Genomic DNA, 16307 nt, shown 5'->3' on the forward strand with positions numbered 1-16307 from the left:
CGCGGCAGATTGAGTCTGTCGCGCACGATCTCAGGCCTGGAAGCGGTGAATATTCGAAAGCTGCTTGTTCGGCTTCGGATTCTTGCGGTACACCAGGGCCATCTTGCCGATGGTCTGTACCAGCTCGCACTTGCCGACCTTGCACAGTTCTTCCATCAGCGCGCGGCGGTCTTCACGCTCTGCGAGGCGGAACTGGATCTTGATCAGCTCATGGTCGTTCAGGGCCCGCTCGAGTTCGGCTTGAACGCCTTCGGTCAGTCCGTTCTCGGCTACGATCAGGACCGGTTTCAGATGGTGGCCGATGGATTTGTACTGCTTCTTTTGCTCGTTGGTGAGCGGCATATGTCGACCCTTGCGTCAGAACCTTGGAAACGGCGGCTAGTGTAACCGAGAGGTGCATGACCGCACAGATGAGGCGTCAGCTTGGGGCATGCTGTATCCGTCCGTACCGACGAAAAGTTCTTCTTCGGTGGCTGGGATCGTGCGTCGAATGTCTCTGGATACGCGTCAGATATCAGCTGACGAAAAATCATGCCGGCCTTGTGATTGTCCATGCGGCCCCAATATGGGTTGCAGAGTTGCGTCGCGGGGGGCGCTAGCGAATAGTGCTCGGTGCAAAATGCCATATCTTGCGGTCTATCGTGCAGGCTTCAGTTGAATGGACGGCTCGGTGTTACAAGGGCTAGGCTGTTTCATAGGGTTACAGACCGGCTGCCAGTTCCAGTACGTTGTGTAGTAAGTTAGGCCGAGCAACCAACCGGCCGTCATGCGGCCCGCAGACAACGGGTTTGCTCCAGAGGGTAGTTAATTTGAACGACATGGCAAAAAACCTGATTCTGTGGCTGATCATCGCCGCCGTCCTGGTCACGGTGATGAACAACTTCTCCAGCCCCAGCGAGCCGCAGACGCTGAGCTATTCCGACTTCCTCGAGCAGGTCAAGGAAGGGCGCGTCGAGCGTGTGACGGTCGATGGTTTCGTGATCATCGGCAAGCGCAGCGAAGGCGATACCTTCAAGACCATTCGCCCGGCGATTCAGGACAATGGTCTGATCGGCGATCTGCTCGACAACAACGTGCTGATCGAGGGCAAGCAGCCTGAGCAGCAAAGTATCTGGACCCAGCTTCTCGTTGCCAGCTTCCCGATTCTGGTGATCATCGCTGTATTCATGTTTTTCATGCGGCAGATGCAGGGCGGTGCGGGTGGCAAGGGTGGGCCGATGAGTTTCGGCAAGAGCAAGGCGCGCCTGCTTTCCGAAGATCAGGTCAAGACGACCTTTGCTGACGTCGCCGGCTGCGATGAGGCGAAGGAAGAAGTCCACGAGCTGGTCGAGTTCCTGCGTGATCCTGGCAAGTTTCAACGTCTCGGCGGTCGCATTCCGCGTGGTGTGCTGATGGTCGGCCCGCCCGGCACTGGTAAGACGCTGCTGGCCAAGGCGATTGCAGGTGAAGCCAAGGTGCCGTTCTTCACCATTTCCGGTTCGGATTTCGTCGAGATGTTCGTCGGTGTCGGTGCCAGTCGTGTCCGCGACATGTTCGAGCAGGCGAAGAAGCACGCGCCGTGCATCATCTTCATCGATGAGATCGATGCAGTCGGCCGTCATCGTGGCGCAGGTCTCGGTGGTGGGCACGATGAGCGCGAGCAGACCCTCAACCAGTTGCTGGTGGAGATGGACGGTTTCGAAATGAACGACGGGATCATCGTCATTGCGGCGACCAACCGTCCCGATGTGCTCGATCCTGCGCTTCTTCGTCCAGGGCGTTTCGACCGTCAGGTTGTAGTCGGCCTGCCGGATATTCGTGGTCGCGAACAGATCCTGAAGGTGCACATGCGCAAGGTGCCGATCAGCGAGAACGTCGAGCCGGGTGTAATTGCGCGGGGCACTCCGGGCTTCTCCGGTGCGGATCTCGCCAATCTGGTCAACGAGGCTTCGTTGTTTGCCGCGCGCTCCAACAAGCGCATCGTCGAAATGCGTGAGTTTGAGCTGGCCAAGGACAAGATCATGATGGGCGCCGAGCGCAAGTCAATGGTCATGTCCGAGAAGGAGAAGCTCAACACTGCTTACCACGAAGCAGGTCATGCCATCGTCGGGCGCGTGGTCCCCGAGCATGATCCTGTATACAAGGTTTCCATCATTCCTCGCGGTCGAGCGCTAGGCGTCACGATGTTCCTGCCGGAGGAGGATCGTTACAGCCTGTCAAAGCGGGCGCTGATCAGTCAGATCTGCTCCTTGTTCGGAGGACGGATTGCGGAAGAGATGACACTGGGCTTCGAGGGTGTCACCACGGGTGCGTCGAACGACATCATGCGCGCCACGCAGTTGGCGCGGAACATGGTGACCAAGTGGGGCTTGTCGGAGAAGCTTGGCCCGTTGATGTATGCCGAAGAAGAAGGCGAGGTGTTTCTCGGTCGCAGTGCCGGCAGCCAGCATTCCAATGTATCCGGTGAAACCGCGCGGCTGATCGATGAAGAGGTCCGCAGCATCATCGACCACTGCTACGGAACGGCCAAGCAGATCTTGACCGATAATCGCGACAAGCTGGATGTGATGGCCGAAGCCTTGATGAAGTACGAGACCATCGATGCGCCGCAGATCGACGACATCATGGCTGGGCGCACACCTCGGGAGCCGCGTGATTGGGAAGGTGGCTCGGGCGCGTCCGGTACGCCAGTCGTGCCGGATGATAGTCGCCCGCAAACCCCGATCGGTGGTCCTGCCGGCGAGCATTGAGGGCATGCGCAAGCCAGTGGCTGTATTGGGCGCGTGAAAATCGGAGTACACCAGAGGGGGCGCATAGGCGCCCCTTCTGGTGTAAATTGTCCAGCCCGCTGCGCCATGGTGGTGCAGCTGGTGTGGGTGGGCGCCTGTTCAGGGTGTCCGGCCTGAAGGCTCAAGGCTCGTAAATGACCGAATCTCTTTCCCCCGCTCGGCTGGTATGTGGCAGCCGGGTTCTCGATCTTTCCCGTCCTCATGTGATGGGGATTCTCAACGTCACACCCGATTCTTTCTCTGATGGTGGTCGCTTTGCCGAGCGCGAGGCAGCCCTGCGGCATGCCGAAGCAATGGCCGTGGCTGGGGCTACGCTGATCGATGTTGGTGGCGAGTCTACGCGCCCTGGCGCGCGCGCCGTCTCGCCGACCGAGGAGCTGGAGCGGGTCGCACCGATCGTAGAGATGATCGCGCGGGAGCTCGACGTGGTCGTTTCGGTGGATACGTCCACGCCCGCAGTCATCCGCGAGTGTGCGAGGCTGGGCGCTGGGCTGATCAACGACGTGCGCTCGCTGCAGCGCGACGGTGCGCTGGATGCCGCGGCTGACGCTGGCCTGCCGGTCTGCCTCATGCACATGCGCGGCGAGCCAGGTGATATGCAGAGGGATCCCCGCTACGACGACGTTGTGGAGGAGGTTTGTTCGTTTCTTGACCGGCGAATGGGTGCGTGTGCTGCGGCGGGAATCCCGCTCGATCGCATCGTCCTAGATCCCGGCTTCGGCTTCGCCAAGACGCTGAACCATAATCTTGTGCTGTTCAGGCGTATGGAGGTACTGCATCGGCTGGGTCGGCCATTGCTGGTCGGTGTCTCGCGCAAGAGCATGATCGGGGCCGTGCTGGGTCGGCCAGTTGATGAGCGCTTGTACGGCAGTCTGGCTTTGGCGGCGCTCGCCGTAGGCAAGGGCGCGCAAATTGTGCGTGTCCATGACGTTGCCGAGACGGTTGATGTAGTTCGAATGATTGCTGCAGTGCAGGCGGCGCAATAGGGAAGGCACCATGACTAGAAAATACTTCGGTACCGATGGCATCCGTGGGCACGTCGGGCAGGCTCCGATCACCCCGGACTTCATGCTCAAGCTGGGTTGGGCGGCTGGCATGGCCTTTCGCAAGCAGGGAAAGTGCCGGATTCTGATCGGTAAGGACACGCGTATTTCGGGCTACATGTTCGAGTCAGCATTGCAGGCGGGCTTGTCGGCGGCTGGCGCGGACGTACTGTTGCTTGGGCCTATGCCGACGCCCGCAGTCGCCTATCTGACGCGTACCTTCCATGCTGAGGCGGGTATTGTGATCAGCGCCTCGCACAACCCGCATCACGATAACGGAATCAAGTTCTTTTCCGGTCGCGGCACCAAGCTTCCTGATGAAGTGGAGCTGATGATCGAGGAGTTGATCGATGCGCCGATGACCGTGGTCGACTCGGCACAGCTTGGCAAGGCATCCCGCATCAATGACGCGGCTGGCCGTTATATCGAGTTCTGCAAGAGCAGCGTGCCAACCAGCACTGATTTCTCCGGGTTGAAGCTGGTGATCGACTGCGCGCATGGCGCGACCTACAAGGTTGCACCCAGCGTGTTCCGTGAGCTGGGCGCAGAGGTGGTGGTTATAGGTGCGCAGCCGGACGGTCTGAACATCAATGCCGATGTCGGCTCCACTCATGTCGGGCAGCTGCAGAAGGCGGTTGTCGATCATGGCGCGGATCTGGGCATAGCCTTCGATGGCGACGGTGACAGGGTGATGATGGTCGACCATACCGGTGCGGTCGTGGATGGCGACGAACTGCTTTACATCATCGCGACTGATTTGCAGGAGCGAGATCGGTTGGCTGGCGGCGTTGTCGGCACGCTGATGAGTAACCTGGGGCTTGAGCTTGCCTTGAAAGCGCGGGAGATACCGTTCACCCGCGCCAAGGTGGGAGATCGCTACGTGATCGCGGAGATGCTTGAGCGTGGCTGGGCATTGGGTGGTGAAAACTCCGGGCATATTGTCTGTGCGCAGCACACCACCACGGGCGATGCGATCATCGCGGCGTTGCAGGTGGTGCTGGCGCTTCGTCGGCGCGGCCAGACGCTCGCGCAGGAGCGACTGGCTTGGCACAAGTGCCCTCAGGTTCTGATCAACGTGCGCTTTTCTGGCGAGCGCGATCCAATTTCGCATCCTAGCGTGCAAGCTGCTTGCGACAGTGTTACCGAGCGCATGGGTGGTCGTGGCCGCGTGCTTTTGCGCAAGTCCGGGACCGAGCCGCTGGTGCGTGTCATGGTTGAAGGCGATGACGAAAGTCAGGTGCGTGGCATGGCTGAGGAGCTGGCGAAGATCGTTACCGAAGTTTGTGCGTAATCGCGCTTGCCAGGGCGTTTGCTGTTGAGTAACATCTGCGCCCACTTTGACCGATGAGGTAAAGCATGCGTCGCCCCATAGTAGCTGGTAACTGGAAAATGAACGGTACCCGCGCTAGCGTCGCAGAGCTTGTCGAGTCTCTCCGGATGCAGGTTTTGCCTGCGGATGTCGAGATTGCGGTGTTTCCCTCCGCTGTGCATGTCTCTCAGGTTCTGGATGGTGTTGATGGTGAGCATGTTGCCGTCGGTACCCAGGATTGTGCGGCGCAGAATGGCTTCGGGGCGCTGACCGGTGAGGTTTCGGCTGAGCAGTTCGCTGATTTCGGTTGTAAGTGGGTTCTGGTTGGTCACTCAGAACGTCGCCTGTTGTTGGGTGAGACGGACGAAGTGGTCAGTCGCAAGTTTTCGGCAGCGCAGGTGGGTGGTCTTAAGCCTGTGTTGTGCCTGGGTGAGACGCTTGAAGAGCGACGGGCAGGCAAGACGCTCGAAGTGGTTGGGCGACAGTTGGCGCGAGTGCTGGATGACCGTGGTGTCGCCGCATTCGAGTCGGCGGTTATTGCTTACGAGCCTGTTTGGGCGATTGGTAGTGGCTTGACCGCAACGCCTGAGCAGGCGCAGGAAGTACATGCTGCCATTCGAGAGCAGTTGTCGCGTCATGATGGCCGCATCGCTGAAGGCGTAAGGCTTCTGTACGGCGGCAGCGTCAAGGCGGAGAATGCCGCTGAGCTATTCGCAATGGCGGATATTGACGGGGGGTTGGTTGGTGGAGCCTCTCTGAAAGCGGATGAATTTGGTGCGATCTGTCGCGCCGCGGGGAACTGAACAGATGTTGCAGACTGTCGTGATTGTGGTGCATCTGCTGGTTGCTCTAGGTGTTGTTGCGCTGGTACTGCTGCAGCAGGGCAAGGGTGCAGATGCTGGTGCTTCGTTCGGTTCGGGTGCTTCGGCAACTGTTTTCGGAAGCCAAGGTTCTGCTACCTTTTTGAGTCGGCTTACTGCTATACTCGCCGGCGTTTTTTTCGTGACCAGTCTGGGTTTGGCGTTCTTCGCGAAACAGCAGGCTGATCAGTTGTCCCAGGCGGGGCTGCCGGATCCAGCTGTGCTGGAAGTGCCGGCCAGCAAGCCAGCAGTCGAAGACGTCCCTGTGCTCGAGCAGCGCAAGCCGGCGGACGCTGCTGGTGATCTCCCTGAGGTGGAGGAAGGGCAATAAGGTTTTTGCCGAGGTGGTGGAATTGGTAGACACGCTACCTTGAGGTGGTAGTGGCCATAGGCTGTAGGGGTTCGAGTCCCCTCCTCGGTACCAAACAAGCAGGCCCGCCTAGTGCGGGCTTTCTTGTGTTTAAGGGTTTCGGTTGACCTGTATTAGGCATGGGTCGTATAATTCGTGCCCAGTTTGACGCGGGGTGGAGCAGTCTGGTAGCTCGTCGGGCTCATAACCCGAAGGTCGTTGGTTCAAATCCAGCCCCCGCAACCAGTCAATAAAGAGCCCCTGTACAGGGGCTTTTTATTAGCTTGAGGCCAGGTCGCCGGCATTTACAGGCGGTCAAAGGGATGGGCGTTTCGCCCATTTTTCATTTGTACAGCATGCGCGAGGGACTTCGATGTCGAGCAAGCTAGAACAGTTGCAGGCCTTGTTGGCCCCGGTGGTTGAGGCGCTTGGCTATCAGTGCTGGGGTATTGAGTTCATTTCCCAGGGGCGGCATTCACTGTTGCGTGTCTATATCGACCATGCCGATGGCATCCTCATCGACGATTGCGAGAAGGTCAGTCGTCAATTGAGCGGTGTGCTCGATGTGGAAGATCCAATCAGCGTGGACTACACCCTTGAGGTTTCTTCTCCTGGCATGGATCGGCCGCTGTTCACGATCGAACAGTACACGGCCCATATCGGTGATCAGGTAAAAATAAAGCTGCGCTCGCCCTTCGAGGGCAGGCGCAATTTCCAGGGTCTTCTCCGTGGGGTGGAAGAGCAGGATGTCGTGGTGCAGGTGGACGACCATGAGTACCTGCTGCCGATCGACATGATCGATAAGGCCAACATCATTCCCCGTTTTGACTGAGAACGGATCCCGCGGAACCCAATGGATTGCGAAAGGCGAGGCGTACGATGAGCAAAGAAGTACTGCTGGTTGTGGAGTCGGTGTCCAATGAAAAGGGCGTACCGGCGAGTGTGATTTTCGAAGCGCTTGAGCTGGCCTTGGCCACGGCTACCAAGAAGCGCTACGAGGACGAAGTTGATCTGCGTGTGGAAATCAATCGCCACAATGGCAGCTACGAATCCTTCCGTCGCTGGACTGTCGTAGACGATGAGCACTTTGAAGATCCGGCCCATCAGTTGGCATTGGATCAGGCTCAGGCGCGTAATCCCGACGCCAAGCTTGGTGATGTGTTCGAAGAGAAAATCGAGTCCATCGAGTTCGGCCGTATTGCGGCGCAGACCGCCAAGCAGGTCATCGTGCAGAAAGTGCGCGAGGCCGAGCGTGCGCAGGTGGTAGAAGCCTATCGTGATCGTCTGGGTGAGATCATCTCCGGCACGGTCAAGAAAGTGACCCGCGATAGCGTTATCGTCGACCTCGGCAATAACGCCGAAGCGTTGCTGGCTCGCGAAGACATCATTGCGCGTGAAACCTTCCGCGTCGGTGCCCGTGTTCGCGCACTGCTCAAGGAAATTCGCACTGAGAACCGCGGCCCGCAGTTGATTCTGTCGCGTACTGCGCCGCAGATGCTGATCGAGCTGTTCCGCATCGAAGTGCCAGAAATCGCCGAAGGCCTCATTGAGGTCATGGGTGCGTCGCGTGATCCTGGTTCGCGGGCCAAGATCGCCGTTCGCTCCAAGGACAAGCGCATCGATCCGCAGGGCGCCTGCATCGGCATGCGCGGTTCGCGGGTTCAGGCCGTCTCTGGCGAAATTGGCGGCGAGCGCGTCGATATCGTCCTGTGGGATGAGAACCCGGCTCAGTTTGTCATCAATGCGATGGCTCCGGCTGAAGTGGCCGCGATCATCGTCGACGAAGACGCTCACGCCATGGATATCGCGGTTGCCGAAGACAATCTGGCGCAGGCGATCGGCCGTGGCGGTCAGAATGTGCGTCTGGCCAGTCAGCTTAGTGGTTGGACGCTCAACGTCATGACTGAAGCGGACATCCAGGCCAAGCAGCAGGAAGAAACCGGTGACATCCTGCGCAACTTCATTGATGAGTTGGACGTTGATGAGGAACTTGCACAGGTGCTGGTGGAAGAGGGCTTTACCTCCCTCGAAGAGATTGCCTATGTCCCCATGGAGGAAATGCTTGGCATCGAAGGCTTCGACGAAGACATCGTCAATGAGCTGCGTACGCGGGCCAAAGATCGCCTGCTGACCAAGGCCATCGCCAACGAGGAGAAGCTTGCGGATGCTCAGCCGGCTGAAGATCTGCTGGCACTCGATGGCATGGATAAAGAACTGGCGGTCGAGTTGGCCGTGCGGGGCGTCATCACCCGCGAAGACCTGGCCGAGCAGTCGATAGACGACCTGCTCGACATAGACGGCATCGATGAAGAGCGTGCCGGCAAGCTGATCATGGCCGCCCGAGCCCATTGGTTCGAGTAAGTAATTAGCGGCCTGAGGAGAGAAATGCATGACGCAAGTCACGGTGAAAGAACTGGCCCAGGTGGTCGCCACACCGGTCGAGCGACTGCTTCAGCAGATGCGTGAGGCAGGACTGTCGCACACCAGCGCCGAGCAAGTAGTGACCGATAACGAGAAACAGGCCCTGTTGGCCCATTTGAAAAGCAGCCACGGGGCGAAAGTGGACGAGCCGCGCAAGATCACCTTGCAGCGTAAGACCACTACCAAACTCAAGGTTGGCGGTAGCAAGACCATCAGCGTTGAAGTGCGCAAGAAGAAGACCTTCGTCAAGCGCAGCGCCGAGGAAATCGAAGCCGAACAGCGTCGCGAAGCCGAGGAGCAGCGCGCGGCTGAAGAGGCTGCTCGCCTGAAGGCCGAGCAGGACGCGCGCGAGCGTGCCGAAGAAGAAGCACGCCGTCAGGCTGAGTCGGTCAAGCCTCAGGGCGAGGCCTCTACGCCAGCAGCTGTTGAGCCGGCGGTGAGCGCCGAACCTGCACCGGTTGCGGTCGAGCCTGTAGCTCCTGCGCCTGAGCGTAAGAAGGAAGAGCCTCGTCGTGTCGAGAAGCCACGCAGTGATGACGACGAGCGTCGTGATCGCAAGCATGCGCAGCATCGTCCTTCGCTCAAGACCAAGGCTCCGCTGGCGCGTACCGTACGTACCGGTGAAGACGAGGCCGATGGTTTCCGTCGCGGCGGTCGCGGCAAGTCCAAGCTCAAGAAGCGTAATCAGCATGGGTTCCAGAGCCCAACAGGACCTGTAGTGCGCGAAGTGTCGATCGGCGAAACCATCACTGTGGCCGAACTGGCCCAGCAGATGTCGGTGAAAGCGGCCGAAGTCATCAAGTTCATGTTCAAGATGGGCTCGCCCGTCACTATCAACCAGGTGCTGGATCAGGAAACTGCTCAGCTGGTTGCCGAAGAGCTGGGCCACAAGGTCAAGCTGGTCAGCGACAACGCTCTGGAAGAGCAGTTGGCCGAGCTGCTGAAGTTCGAAGGTGAGTCGGTCTCGCGTGCGCCGGTCGTGACCGTGATGGGTCACGTTGACCATGGCAAGACCTCGCTGCTCGACTACATTCGTCGCGCCAAGGTGGCTGTCGGCGAGGCTGGTGGTATCACCCAGCATATCGGTGCCTATCACGTCGAAACCGAGCGTGGCATGGTCACCTTCCTCGACACCCCTGGTCACGCGGCGTTTACCGCCATGCGTGCTCGTGGTGCCAAGGCCACCGACATCGTGATCCTGGTGGTCGCGGCGGATGATGGCGTGATGCCTCAGACGCAGGAAGCCGTCCAGCACGCCAAGGCTGCCGGCGTACCGATCGTGGTCGCGGTGAACAAGATCGACAAGCCGGATGCGAATCCGGACAACATCAAGAACGGCCTGGGCGCGCTCGACGTGATTCCGGAAGAGTGGGGCGGCGACACGCCGTTCATTCCGGTCTCCGCGAAGATGGGTACCGGCGTCGACGAACTGCTCGAAGCCGTTCTGCTGCAGGCCGAGCTCCTCGAGCTCAAGGCAACGCCGTCTGCGCCTGGTCGCGGTGTGGTGGTCGAGTCGCGCCTTGACAAGGGTCGCGGTCCGGTAGCCACCGTGCTGGTTCAGGACGGTACCCTGCGTCAGGGTGACATGGTCCTGTGTGGCGTCAACTTCGGTCGCGTTCGTGCGATGCTCGACGAGAACGGCAAGCCTGTGAAGGAAGCCGGCCCGTCGATTCCGGTCGAGATCCTCGGCCTGGATGGTACGCCGGAAGCCGGTGACGACCTGACCGTTGTGGCCGACGAGAAGAAGGCCCGTGAAGTTGCGTTGTTCCGCCAGGGCAAGTTCCGCGAAGTGAAACTGGCTCGTGCCCATGCCGGCAAGCTGGAGAACATCTTCGAGACCATGGGTCAGGACGAGAAGAAGACGCTCAACATCGTGCTCAAGGCAGACGTGCGCGGCTCGCTCGAAGCGCTGCAGGGCTCTCTCAACGGCCTGGGCAACGACGAAGTGCAGGTTCGTGTGGTGGGTGGCGGTGTCGGTGGTATCACCGAATCCGATGCCAACCTCGCACTGGCCTCCAACGCCGTGCTGTTCGGCTTCAACGTTCGGGCTGATGCGGGGGCGCGCAAGATCGTCGAGGCCGAAGGCCTGGACATGCGCTACTACAACGTCATCTACGACATCATTGAGGACGTCAAGAAGGCGCTCACCGGTATGCTCGGCAGCGACGTTCGCGAGAACATTCTCGGCATCGCCGAAGTGCGTGACGTGTTCCGTTCGCCGAAGTTCGGCGCCATCGCCGGTTGCATGGTCACCGAGGGCTTGGTGCATCGCAATCGCCCGATCCGCGTCCTGCGCGACGACGTCGTCATCTTCGAAGGCGAACTGGAATCGCTGCGCCGCTTCAAAGATGACGTCGCGGAAGTCCGCGCCGGCATGGAATGCGGTATCGGTGTGAAGAGCTACAACGACGTCAAGGTCGGCGACAAGATCGAAGTGTTCGAGAAGGTCGAAGTGGCGCGTTCGCTGTAAGCAAGCGTCAGTCTGAAAGCTGGGAGCAAGGAGTCGGTGGCCGCTTGGGACGGTTACCGCTTCGAGCTTCCAGCTTTCGGCTTTTAAACGGGTGGAAATTTATGGCCAAAGAATTCAGTCGTACCCAGCGTATCGGCGATCAGATGCAGCGCGAACTGGCGCTGCTCATTCAGCGTGAGATCAAGGATCCGCGTTTGGGTCTGGTCACCATCACTGCGGTCGACGTCAGTCGTGATCTTTCCCACGCGAAGATCTTCATCACCATCATGGGGCAGGACGACGACCAGGAGGCGGTCAAGGGCAACTTGCGCATCCTTAACGACGCTGCCGGATTCCTGCGCATGCAGCTGGGCAAGAGCATGAAGCTGCGCACTGTTCCGCAACTGCATTTCAACTACGACGCCAGCATTCGTCGTGGTGTCGAGTTGAGCTCGCTGATCGAGCGCGCAGTGGCGGAAGATCGCAAGCACAGCGATGAGCGCGGAGAATAGGTGTGGCACAGGTCAAGCGTGTACGCCGTAACGTGAATGGCATCATCCTGCTCGACAAGCCGCGCGGGTTCACCTCCAATGCGGCCTTGCAGAAGGTCCGCTGGTTGCTCAACGCGGAAAAAGCTGGGCATACCGGAAGTCTCGACCCTCTTGCCACTGGTGTGTTGCCGCTGTGTTTTGGCGAGGCCACCAAGTTCTCGCAGTACCTTCTGGACGCGGACAAGGCCTACGAGACGGTCATGCAGCTGGGGGTCACCACGACCACTGCTGATGCCGAAGGTGAGGTTCTGGAGCGCAAGCCGGTAGCGGTTACCGTCGAGCAGTTGGAGGCACTGTTGCCGCAGTTTCGCGGTGACATCCTGCAGGTGCCGCCGATGTATTCGGCACTCAAGCGCGATGGCCAGCCGCTGTACAAACTGGCGCGTGCCGGAGAGGTGGTGGAGCGCGAGCCGCGTTCTGTTAATATTGCGCGCTTGGAGTTGCTCTCGCTTGACGGCGACAAGGCGCGACTGGCCGTTGCATGCAGCAAAGGCACCTATATCCGCACCTTGGTCGAAGACGTCGGCCAGTTGCTCGGCTGTGGTGCGCACGTTGCCGAGCTGCGGCGAACCCAGGCCGGGCCGTTCGACCTGTCGCAGACGGTAACGCTCGAAACGCTTGAGCAGTTGCATGGTGAGGGTGGTGCCGAGGCGCTGGATAGTCTCTTGCAGCCGGTGGACAGCGGGCTTGAGCATTGGCCGTTGTTGCAGCTGTCCGAGCACAGTGCCTACTACTGGCTGCATGGACAACCGGTGCGGGCGCCAGAAGCTCCCAAGTACGGCATGGTTCGCGTACAGGATAACAATGGTCGCTTCATCGGTATCGGTGAAGTGAGCGAAGACGGGCGCATCGCGCCACGTCGGTTGATTCGGTCGGAATGACCGTTACGCGGCGCGTTCGCGCGTTGCGTCAGAGGGTGGCTGTCAGCAGGCACGGTCATTTCTCTTTATTAAACACGGGATGATTCCCGGCCTGTTCACTCAAGGAGCCCTATCATGGCACTGAGCGTTGAAGAAAAAGCCCAGATCGTTAACGAGTACAAGCAAGCTGAAGGCGATACCGGTTCTCCGGAAGTGCAGGTAGCCCTGCTGACCGCCAACATCAACAAGCTGCAGGACCACTTCAAGGCCAACGGCAAAGACCACCACTCGCGTCGTGGTCTGATCCGTATGGTTAACCAGCGCCGCAAGCTGCTGGATTACCTGAAGGGTAAGGACACCACTCGTTACAGCACCCTGATCGGTCGTCTGGGTCTGCGTCGCTAAGACGCGCCCGCGCTGGAAGCCGGAAGCTGGAAGCCTGAAGTTGAAAGTGGGATATCCCTCGATCAGCTTCGGTCTTCCAGCTTTTGGCTTTCTTGCAGGTCGTTTCGGGCCGACTCCCGAACGTTCTGCCAATTTCCCCAAGGCAACAAAGAGAAGGAAAAACCGTGAATCCGGTAATCAAGAAGTTTCAATTCGGTCAGTCGACCGTAACCCTGGAAACGGGTCGTATCGCCCGCCAGGCCTCCGGCGCAGTGCTGGTCACTGTCGATGACGACGTGACCGTACTGGTCGCTGTCACTGGCGCCAAGAACGCCGACCCGAGCAAAGGCTTTTTCCCGCTCTCGGTCCACTACCAGGAAAAGACCTACGCAGCCGGTAAGATCCCCGGCGGCTTCTTCAAGCGTGAAGCGCGTCCTTCCGAAAAGGAAACCCTGACCTCGCGTCTAATCGATCGTCCGATCCGTCCGCTGTTCCCGGAAGGTTTCCAGAACGAAGTGCAGGTCATCTGTACCGTCGTTTCCACCAGCAAGAAGACTGACCCGGACATCGCCGCGATGATCGGTACTTCGGCTGCTCTGGCTGTTTCCGGCATTCCGTTCGACGGCCCGATCGGTGCCGCACGCGTGGCTTTCCATCCGGAAACCGGCTACCTGCTGAACCCGAACTACGAGCAGCTCAAGGCCTCCAGCCTGGACATGGTCGTAGCCGGCACCAAAGACGCTGTACTGATGGTCGAATCGGAAGCCAAAGAGCTGACCGAAGATCAGATGCTGGGCGCCGTCCTGTTCGCCCACGACGAGTTCCAGGCTGTGATCAAGGCGGTCGAAGAGCTCGCCGCTGAAGCCGGCAAGCCGCGCTGGGACTGGACCGCTCCGCAGGCCAATACCGCACTGCTGGACGCCATCCGTGCCGAGTTCGGCGAAGCCATCTCCCAGGCCTACACCATCACCATCAAGCAGGACCGCTATGCGCGCCTGGGCGAGCTGAAGGACCAGGTCGTTGCCAAGTTCTCCGGTGAAGAAGGCCAGCCGTCTGCTGGCGAAGTGAAGGATGCGTTCGGTGAGATCGAATACCGCACCGTTCGCGAGAACATCGTCAATGGCAAGCCGCGCATCGACGGTCGCGACACCCGTACCGTTCGCGGGCTGAACATCGAAGTCGGCGTGCTCGACAAGACCCACGGTTCGGCGCTGTTCACCCGTGGTGAGACCCAGGCTCTGGTAGTTGCCACTCTCGGCACCGCCCGTGACGCACAGCTGCTCGACACCCTGGAAGGCGAGAAGAAAGACCCCTTCATGCTTCACTACAACTTCCCGCCGTACTCGGTGGGCGAGTGTGGTCGCATGGGCGCTACCGGTCGCCGTGAAATCGGTCATGGTCGCCTGGCCCGTCGTGGCGTCGCCGCCATGCTGCCGAGCGCCGACGAATTCCCCTACACCATCCGTGTAGTGTCGGAAATCACCGAATCCAATGGTTCGTCCTCCATGGCTTCCGTCTGCGGTGCTTCCCTTGCCCTGATGGACGCTGGTGTGCCAATGAAGGCTCCGGTGGCCGGTATCGCCATGGGTCTGGTCAAGGAAGGCGAGAAGTTTGCCGTTCTGACCGACATCCTCGGTGACGAAGATCACCTCGGCGACATGGACTTCAAGGTAGCCGGTACCGCCAAGGGCGTGACCGCGCTGCAGATGGACATCAAAATCCAGGGCATCACCGAAGAGATCATGGAGCAGGCGCTGGAGCAGGCTCTGGAAGCTCGCCTGAACATCCTCGGCCAGATGAACCAGGTCATCGCCCAGTCACGCAGCGAGCTGTCGGCGAATGCCCCGACCATGCTGGCGATGAAGATCGACCAGGACAAGATCCGTGACGTTATCGGCAAGGGTGGCGCCACCATTCGCGCTATCTGCGAAGAGACCAAGGCCTCGATCGACATCGAAGACGATGGCTCGATCAAGATCTTCGGCGAAACCAAGGAAGCGGCAGAGGCGGCCAAGCAGCGCGTACTGGGTATCACTGCTGAAGCCGAAATCGGCAAGATCTACGTCGGCAAGATCGAGCGCATCGTCGACTTCGGAGCGTTCGTCAACATCCTCCCGGGCAAGGATGGCCTGGTGCACATCTCGCAGATCAGCGATCAGCGTATCGAAAAAGTCACCGATGTGCTGAAAGAAGGTCAGGAAGTGAAGGTGCTGGTGCTGGACGTGGACAACCGCGGCCGTATCAAGCTTTCCATCAAGGACGTTGCCGCCGCTGAAGCCTCTGGCGTCTGACAGCTGGCAGTTGAACAGAAGGGCCTTCGGGCCCTTTTTGTTTGGTCGTGATATTTATTCAATGCCTGTGCGAGATTGCAAGATGCACGCAGCGGCCGGGGGAAACTTGCAATGTGCAAGTAACTCGTGAATTGCTGCCATGCATAACTTATTGATTATTAAGGATAAAAAAATAACAGAAAGTTGGCACAACGTTTGCGCTGTTATTTGTGCATCTGAGGCCGGAGTCATGCCCCAGAAACCACGAGAACAGGAGTGACATCTATGAAGACTACTCAGACACTTACTGCCGCTGCCATCGCCGCTGCTCTTAGCCTGCCGTTCGCCGGCGCCGCTCTGGCCGATACCACGCCTGCCATCGACAAGACCGATACCGTCATGCTGGCCGCCAACACTATGGACGATGCCGGTGATGCTGCTTCCGATACCTGGATCACCACCAAGGTGAAATCCACCCTGCTGGCCGAAGACGCGACTCCCGGCATGGACATCGAAGTGGAAACCAAGGATGGCGTCGTCTCGCTGTCCGGGACCGTAGCTACCGAAGCCGAGAAAGAAGCTGCCGTGGCCAAGGCCAAGGGCATCAAAGGCGTTCGTGAAGTCTCTGCCGACGGCCTGAAAGCCGCCGAGTAACAGAGTTCTCCTCGCCAGTCGCTGGCGGGGCGCAAATCAGAAAACCCCACTCTATAGTGGGGTTTTTTGTGTCCTAGTTTCCTCGCTCACTGGTGATCTGCCGGAGACGATTGCCTTCGAATCGCAGGAAATGGAGCATGCCGTTGTTCGGCCCGTAGACCCATTCCTCGACAGGCACCTCCTGTTGGTAGCCATGATCATCAACGATCTCCTTGTAACCGACCAAGGCGGCGCTGGATGGCTCGCCGCATTTGCTGCGAACCTCGGCCGTGGTGGCTTCCAGGCTCACCAGGCGGCTGTTGCAGCGATAGGTAGAAGAGGCCTGCGCTTGCAGGGTGACCAGCAACAGGCAAAGCAGAAGTGTGGCGGGAACGCGACGGTCCATCGGT

The 16307-nt window shown here is 59.4% G+C and carries 15 protein-coding genes and 2 tRNA genes; 15 read left to right on the forward strand and 2 right to left on the reverse strand.

Features of this window, described 5'->3' with window-relative positions; translation table 11 throughout:
* Window positions 1-30: 30 nt before the first annotated feature.
* Window positions 31-342: a ribosome assembly RNA-binding protein YhbY gene (yhbY, locus tag CW305_RS00365; RefSeq protein ID WP_041016118.1), complete on the reverse strand. Its 312-nt coding sequence runs from the start codon at window positions 340-342 to the stop codon at window positions 31-33.
* A 476-nt stretch (window positions 343-818) separates the two neighbouring features.
* On the opposite strand from yhbY, the gene ftsH reads away from it, so the two are divergent.
* The 15 genes from ftsH (at window position 819) to CW305_RS00440 (ending at window position 15918) form a co-directional block, all read left to right on the forward strand.
* Window positions 819-2729, forward strand: a complete 1911-nt coding sequence (gene ftsH / locus CW305_RS00370) for an ATP-dependent zinc metalloprotease FtsH (protein WP_042924365.1) — start codon at window positions 819-821, stop codon at window positions 2727-2729.
* Between the two features lie 173 nt (window positions 2730-2902).
* The gene (folP, locus tag CW305_RS00375; RefSeq protein WP_104096824.1) at window positions 2903-3754 is read left to right on the forward strand and encodes a dihydropteroate synthase; all 852 of its coding nucleotides are present in this window, start codon (window positions 2903-2905) and stop codon (window positions 3752-3754) included.
* A 10-nt stretch (window positions 3755-3764) separates the two neighbouring features.
* Window positions 3765-5102, forward strand: coding sequence for a phosphoglucosamine mutase (glmM, locus tag CW305_RS00380; RefSeq protein WP_023446163.1), 1338 nt, complete (start codon window positions 3765-3767; stop codon window positions 5100-5102).
* A 65-nt stretch (window positions 5103-5167) separates the two neighbouring features.
* On the forward strand, window positions 5168-5923 hold the full coding sequence (gene tpiA, locus CW305_RS00385) for a triose-phosphate isomerase (protein WP_104096825.1): 756 nt from the start codon (window positions 5168-5170) through the stop codon (window positions 5921-5923).
* A gap of 4 nt (window positions 5924-5927) precedes the next feature.
* Window positions 5928-6311 carry a preprotein translocase subunit SecG gene (gene secG / locus CW305_RS00390; protein ID WP_104096826.1) on the forward strand — a complete coding sequence of 128 codons (384 nt, stop codon included), beginning with the start codon at window positions 5928-5930 and terminating at the stop codon, window positions 6309-6311.
* 7 nt (window positions 6312-6318) lie between these two features.
* Window positions 6319-6404: transfer RNA gene (locus CW305_RS00395), tRNA-Leu, on the forward strand.
* A 94-nt stretch (window positions 6405-6498) separates the two neighbouring features.
* Window positions 6499-6575, forward strand: a tRNA-Met gene (locus tag CW305_RS00400).
* Between the two features lie 127 nt (window positions 6576-6702).
* Window positions 6703-7161, forward strand: coding sequence for a ribosome maturation factor RimP (gene rimP / locus CW305_RS00405; RefSeq protein ID WP_023446161.1), 459 nt, complete (start codon window positions 6703-6705; stop codon window positions 7159-7161).
* Window positions 7162-7208: 47 nt separating this feature from the next.
* A complete protein-coding gene (gene nusA / locus CW305_RS00410) occupies window positions 7209-8690 on the forward strand; it encodes a transcription termination factor NusA (protein WP_014819237.1) in 1482 nt (493 codons plus the stop codon).
* 28 nt (window positions 8691-8718) lie between these two features.
* Window positions 8719-11220 carry a translation initiation factor IF-2 gene (gene infB / locus CW305_RS00415; protein ID WP_044315672.1) on the forward strand — a complete coding sequence of 834 codons (2502 nt, stop codon included), beginning with the start codon at window positions 8719-8721 and terminating at the stop codon, window positions 11218-11220.
* Window positions 11221-11321: 101 nt separating this feature from the next.
* The gene (rbfA, locus tag CW305_RS00420) at window positions 11322-11711 is read left to right on the forward strand and encodes a 30S ribosome-binding factor RbfA (RefSeq protein WP_003280893.1); all 390 of its coding nucleotides are present in this window, start codon (window positions 11322-11324) and stop codon (window positions 11709-11711) included.
* A 2-nt stretch (window positions 11712-11713) separates the two neighbouring features.
* The gene (gene truB / locus CW305_RS00425; protein ID WP_104096827.1) at window positions 11714-12631 is read left to right on the forward strand and encodes a tRNA pseudouridine(55) synthase TruB; all 918 of its coding nucleotides are present in this window, start codon (window positions 11714-11716) and stop codon (window positions 12629-12631) included.
* 114 nt (window positions 12632-12745) lie between these two features.
* The gene (rpsO, locus tag CW305_RS00430) at window positions 12746-13015 is read left to right on the forward strand and encodes a 30S ribosomal protein S15 (RefSeq protein WP_003293213.1); all 270 of its coding nucleotides are present in this window, start codon (window positions 12746-12748) and stop codon (window positions 13013-13015) included.
* A gap of 164 nt (window positions 13016-13179) precedes the next feature.
* Entirely contained in the window at window positions 13180-15285 is a 2106-nt protein-coding gene (gene pnp, locus CW305_RS00435; RefSeq protein WP_014819241.1) for a polyribonucleotide nucleotidyltransferase, read from the forward strand.
* Between the two features lie 264 nt (window positions 15286-15549).
* On the forward strand, window positions 15550-15918 hold the full coding sequence (locus CW305_RS00440) for a BON domain-containing protein (RefSeq protein WP_041016127.1): 369 nt from the start codon (window positions 15550-15552) through the stop codon (window positions 15916-15918).
* Window positions 15919-15991: 73 nt separating this feature from the next.
* On the opposite strand, the gene CW305_RS00445 is transcribed toward CW305_RS00440, so the two are convergent.
* Window positions 15992-16303, reverse strand: coding sequence for a DUF2845 domain-containing protein (locus tag CW305_RS00445; protein ID WP_042924350.1), 312 nt, complete (start codon window positions 16301-16303; stop codon window positions 15992-15994).
* Window positions 16304-16307 lie beyond the last annotated feature (4 nt).

The sequence above is a fragment of the Stutzerimonas kunmingensis genome (genome assembly GCF_002929225.1).
Classification (GTDB): Bacteria; Pseudomonadota; Gammaproteobacteria; order Pseudomonadales; family Pseudomonadaceae; genus Stutzerimonas.

Coding starts and splice junctions, on each gene's coding strand:
- yhbY (WP_041016118.1), bottom strand. CDS start 342: ATGCCGCTCACCAACGAGCAAAAGAAGCAGTACAAATCCATCGGCCAC.
- ftsH (WP_042924365.1), top strand. CDS start 819: ATGGCAAAAAACCTGATTCTGTGGCTGATCATCGCCGCCGTCCTGGTC.
- folP (WP_104096824.1), top strand. CDS start 2,903: ATGACCGAATCTCTTTCCCCCGCTCGGCTGGTATGTGGCAGCCGGGTT.
- glmM (WP_023446163.1), top strand. CDS start 3,765: ATGACTAGAAAATACTTCGGTACCGATGGCATCCGTGGGCACGTCGGG.
- tpiA (WP_104096825.1), top strand. CDS start 5,168: ATGCGTCGCCCCATAGTAGCTGGTAACTGGAAAATGAACGGTACCCGC.
- secG (WP_104096826.1), top strand. CDS start 5,928: ATGTTGCAGACTGTCGTGATTGTGGTGCATCTGCTGGTTGCTCTAGGT.
- rimP (WP_023446161.1), top strand. CDS start 6,703: ATGTCGAGCAAGCTAGAACAGTTGCAGGCCTTGTTGGCCCCGGTGGTT.
- nusA (WP_014819237.1), top strand. CDS start 7,209: ATGAGCAAAGAAGTACTGCTGGTTGTGGAGTCGGTGTCCAATGAAAAG.
- infB (WP_044315672.1), top strand. CDS start 8,719: ATGACGCAAGTCACGGTGAAAGAACTGGCCCAGGTGGTCGCCACACCG.
- rbfA (WP_003280893.1), top strand. CDS start 11,322: ATGGCCAAAGAATTCAGTCGTACCCAGCGTATCGGCGATCAGATGCAG.
- rpsO (WP_003293213.1), top strand. CDS start 12,746: ATGGCACTGAGCGTTGAAGAAAAAGCCCAGATCGTTAACGAGTACAAG.
- CW305_RS00440 (WP_041016127.1), top strand. CDS start 15,550: ATGAAGACTACTCAGACACTTACTGCCGCTGCCATCGCCGCTGCTCTT.
- CW305_RS00445 (WP_042924350.1), bottom strand. CDS start 16,303: ATGGACCGTCGCGTTCCCGCCACACTTCTGCTTTGCCTGTTGCTGGTC.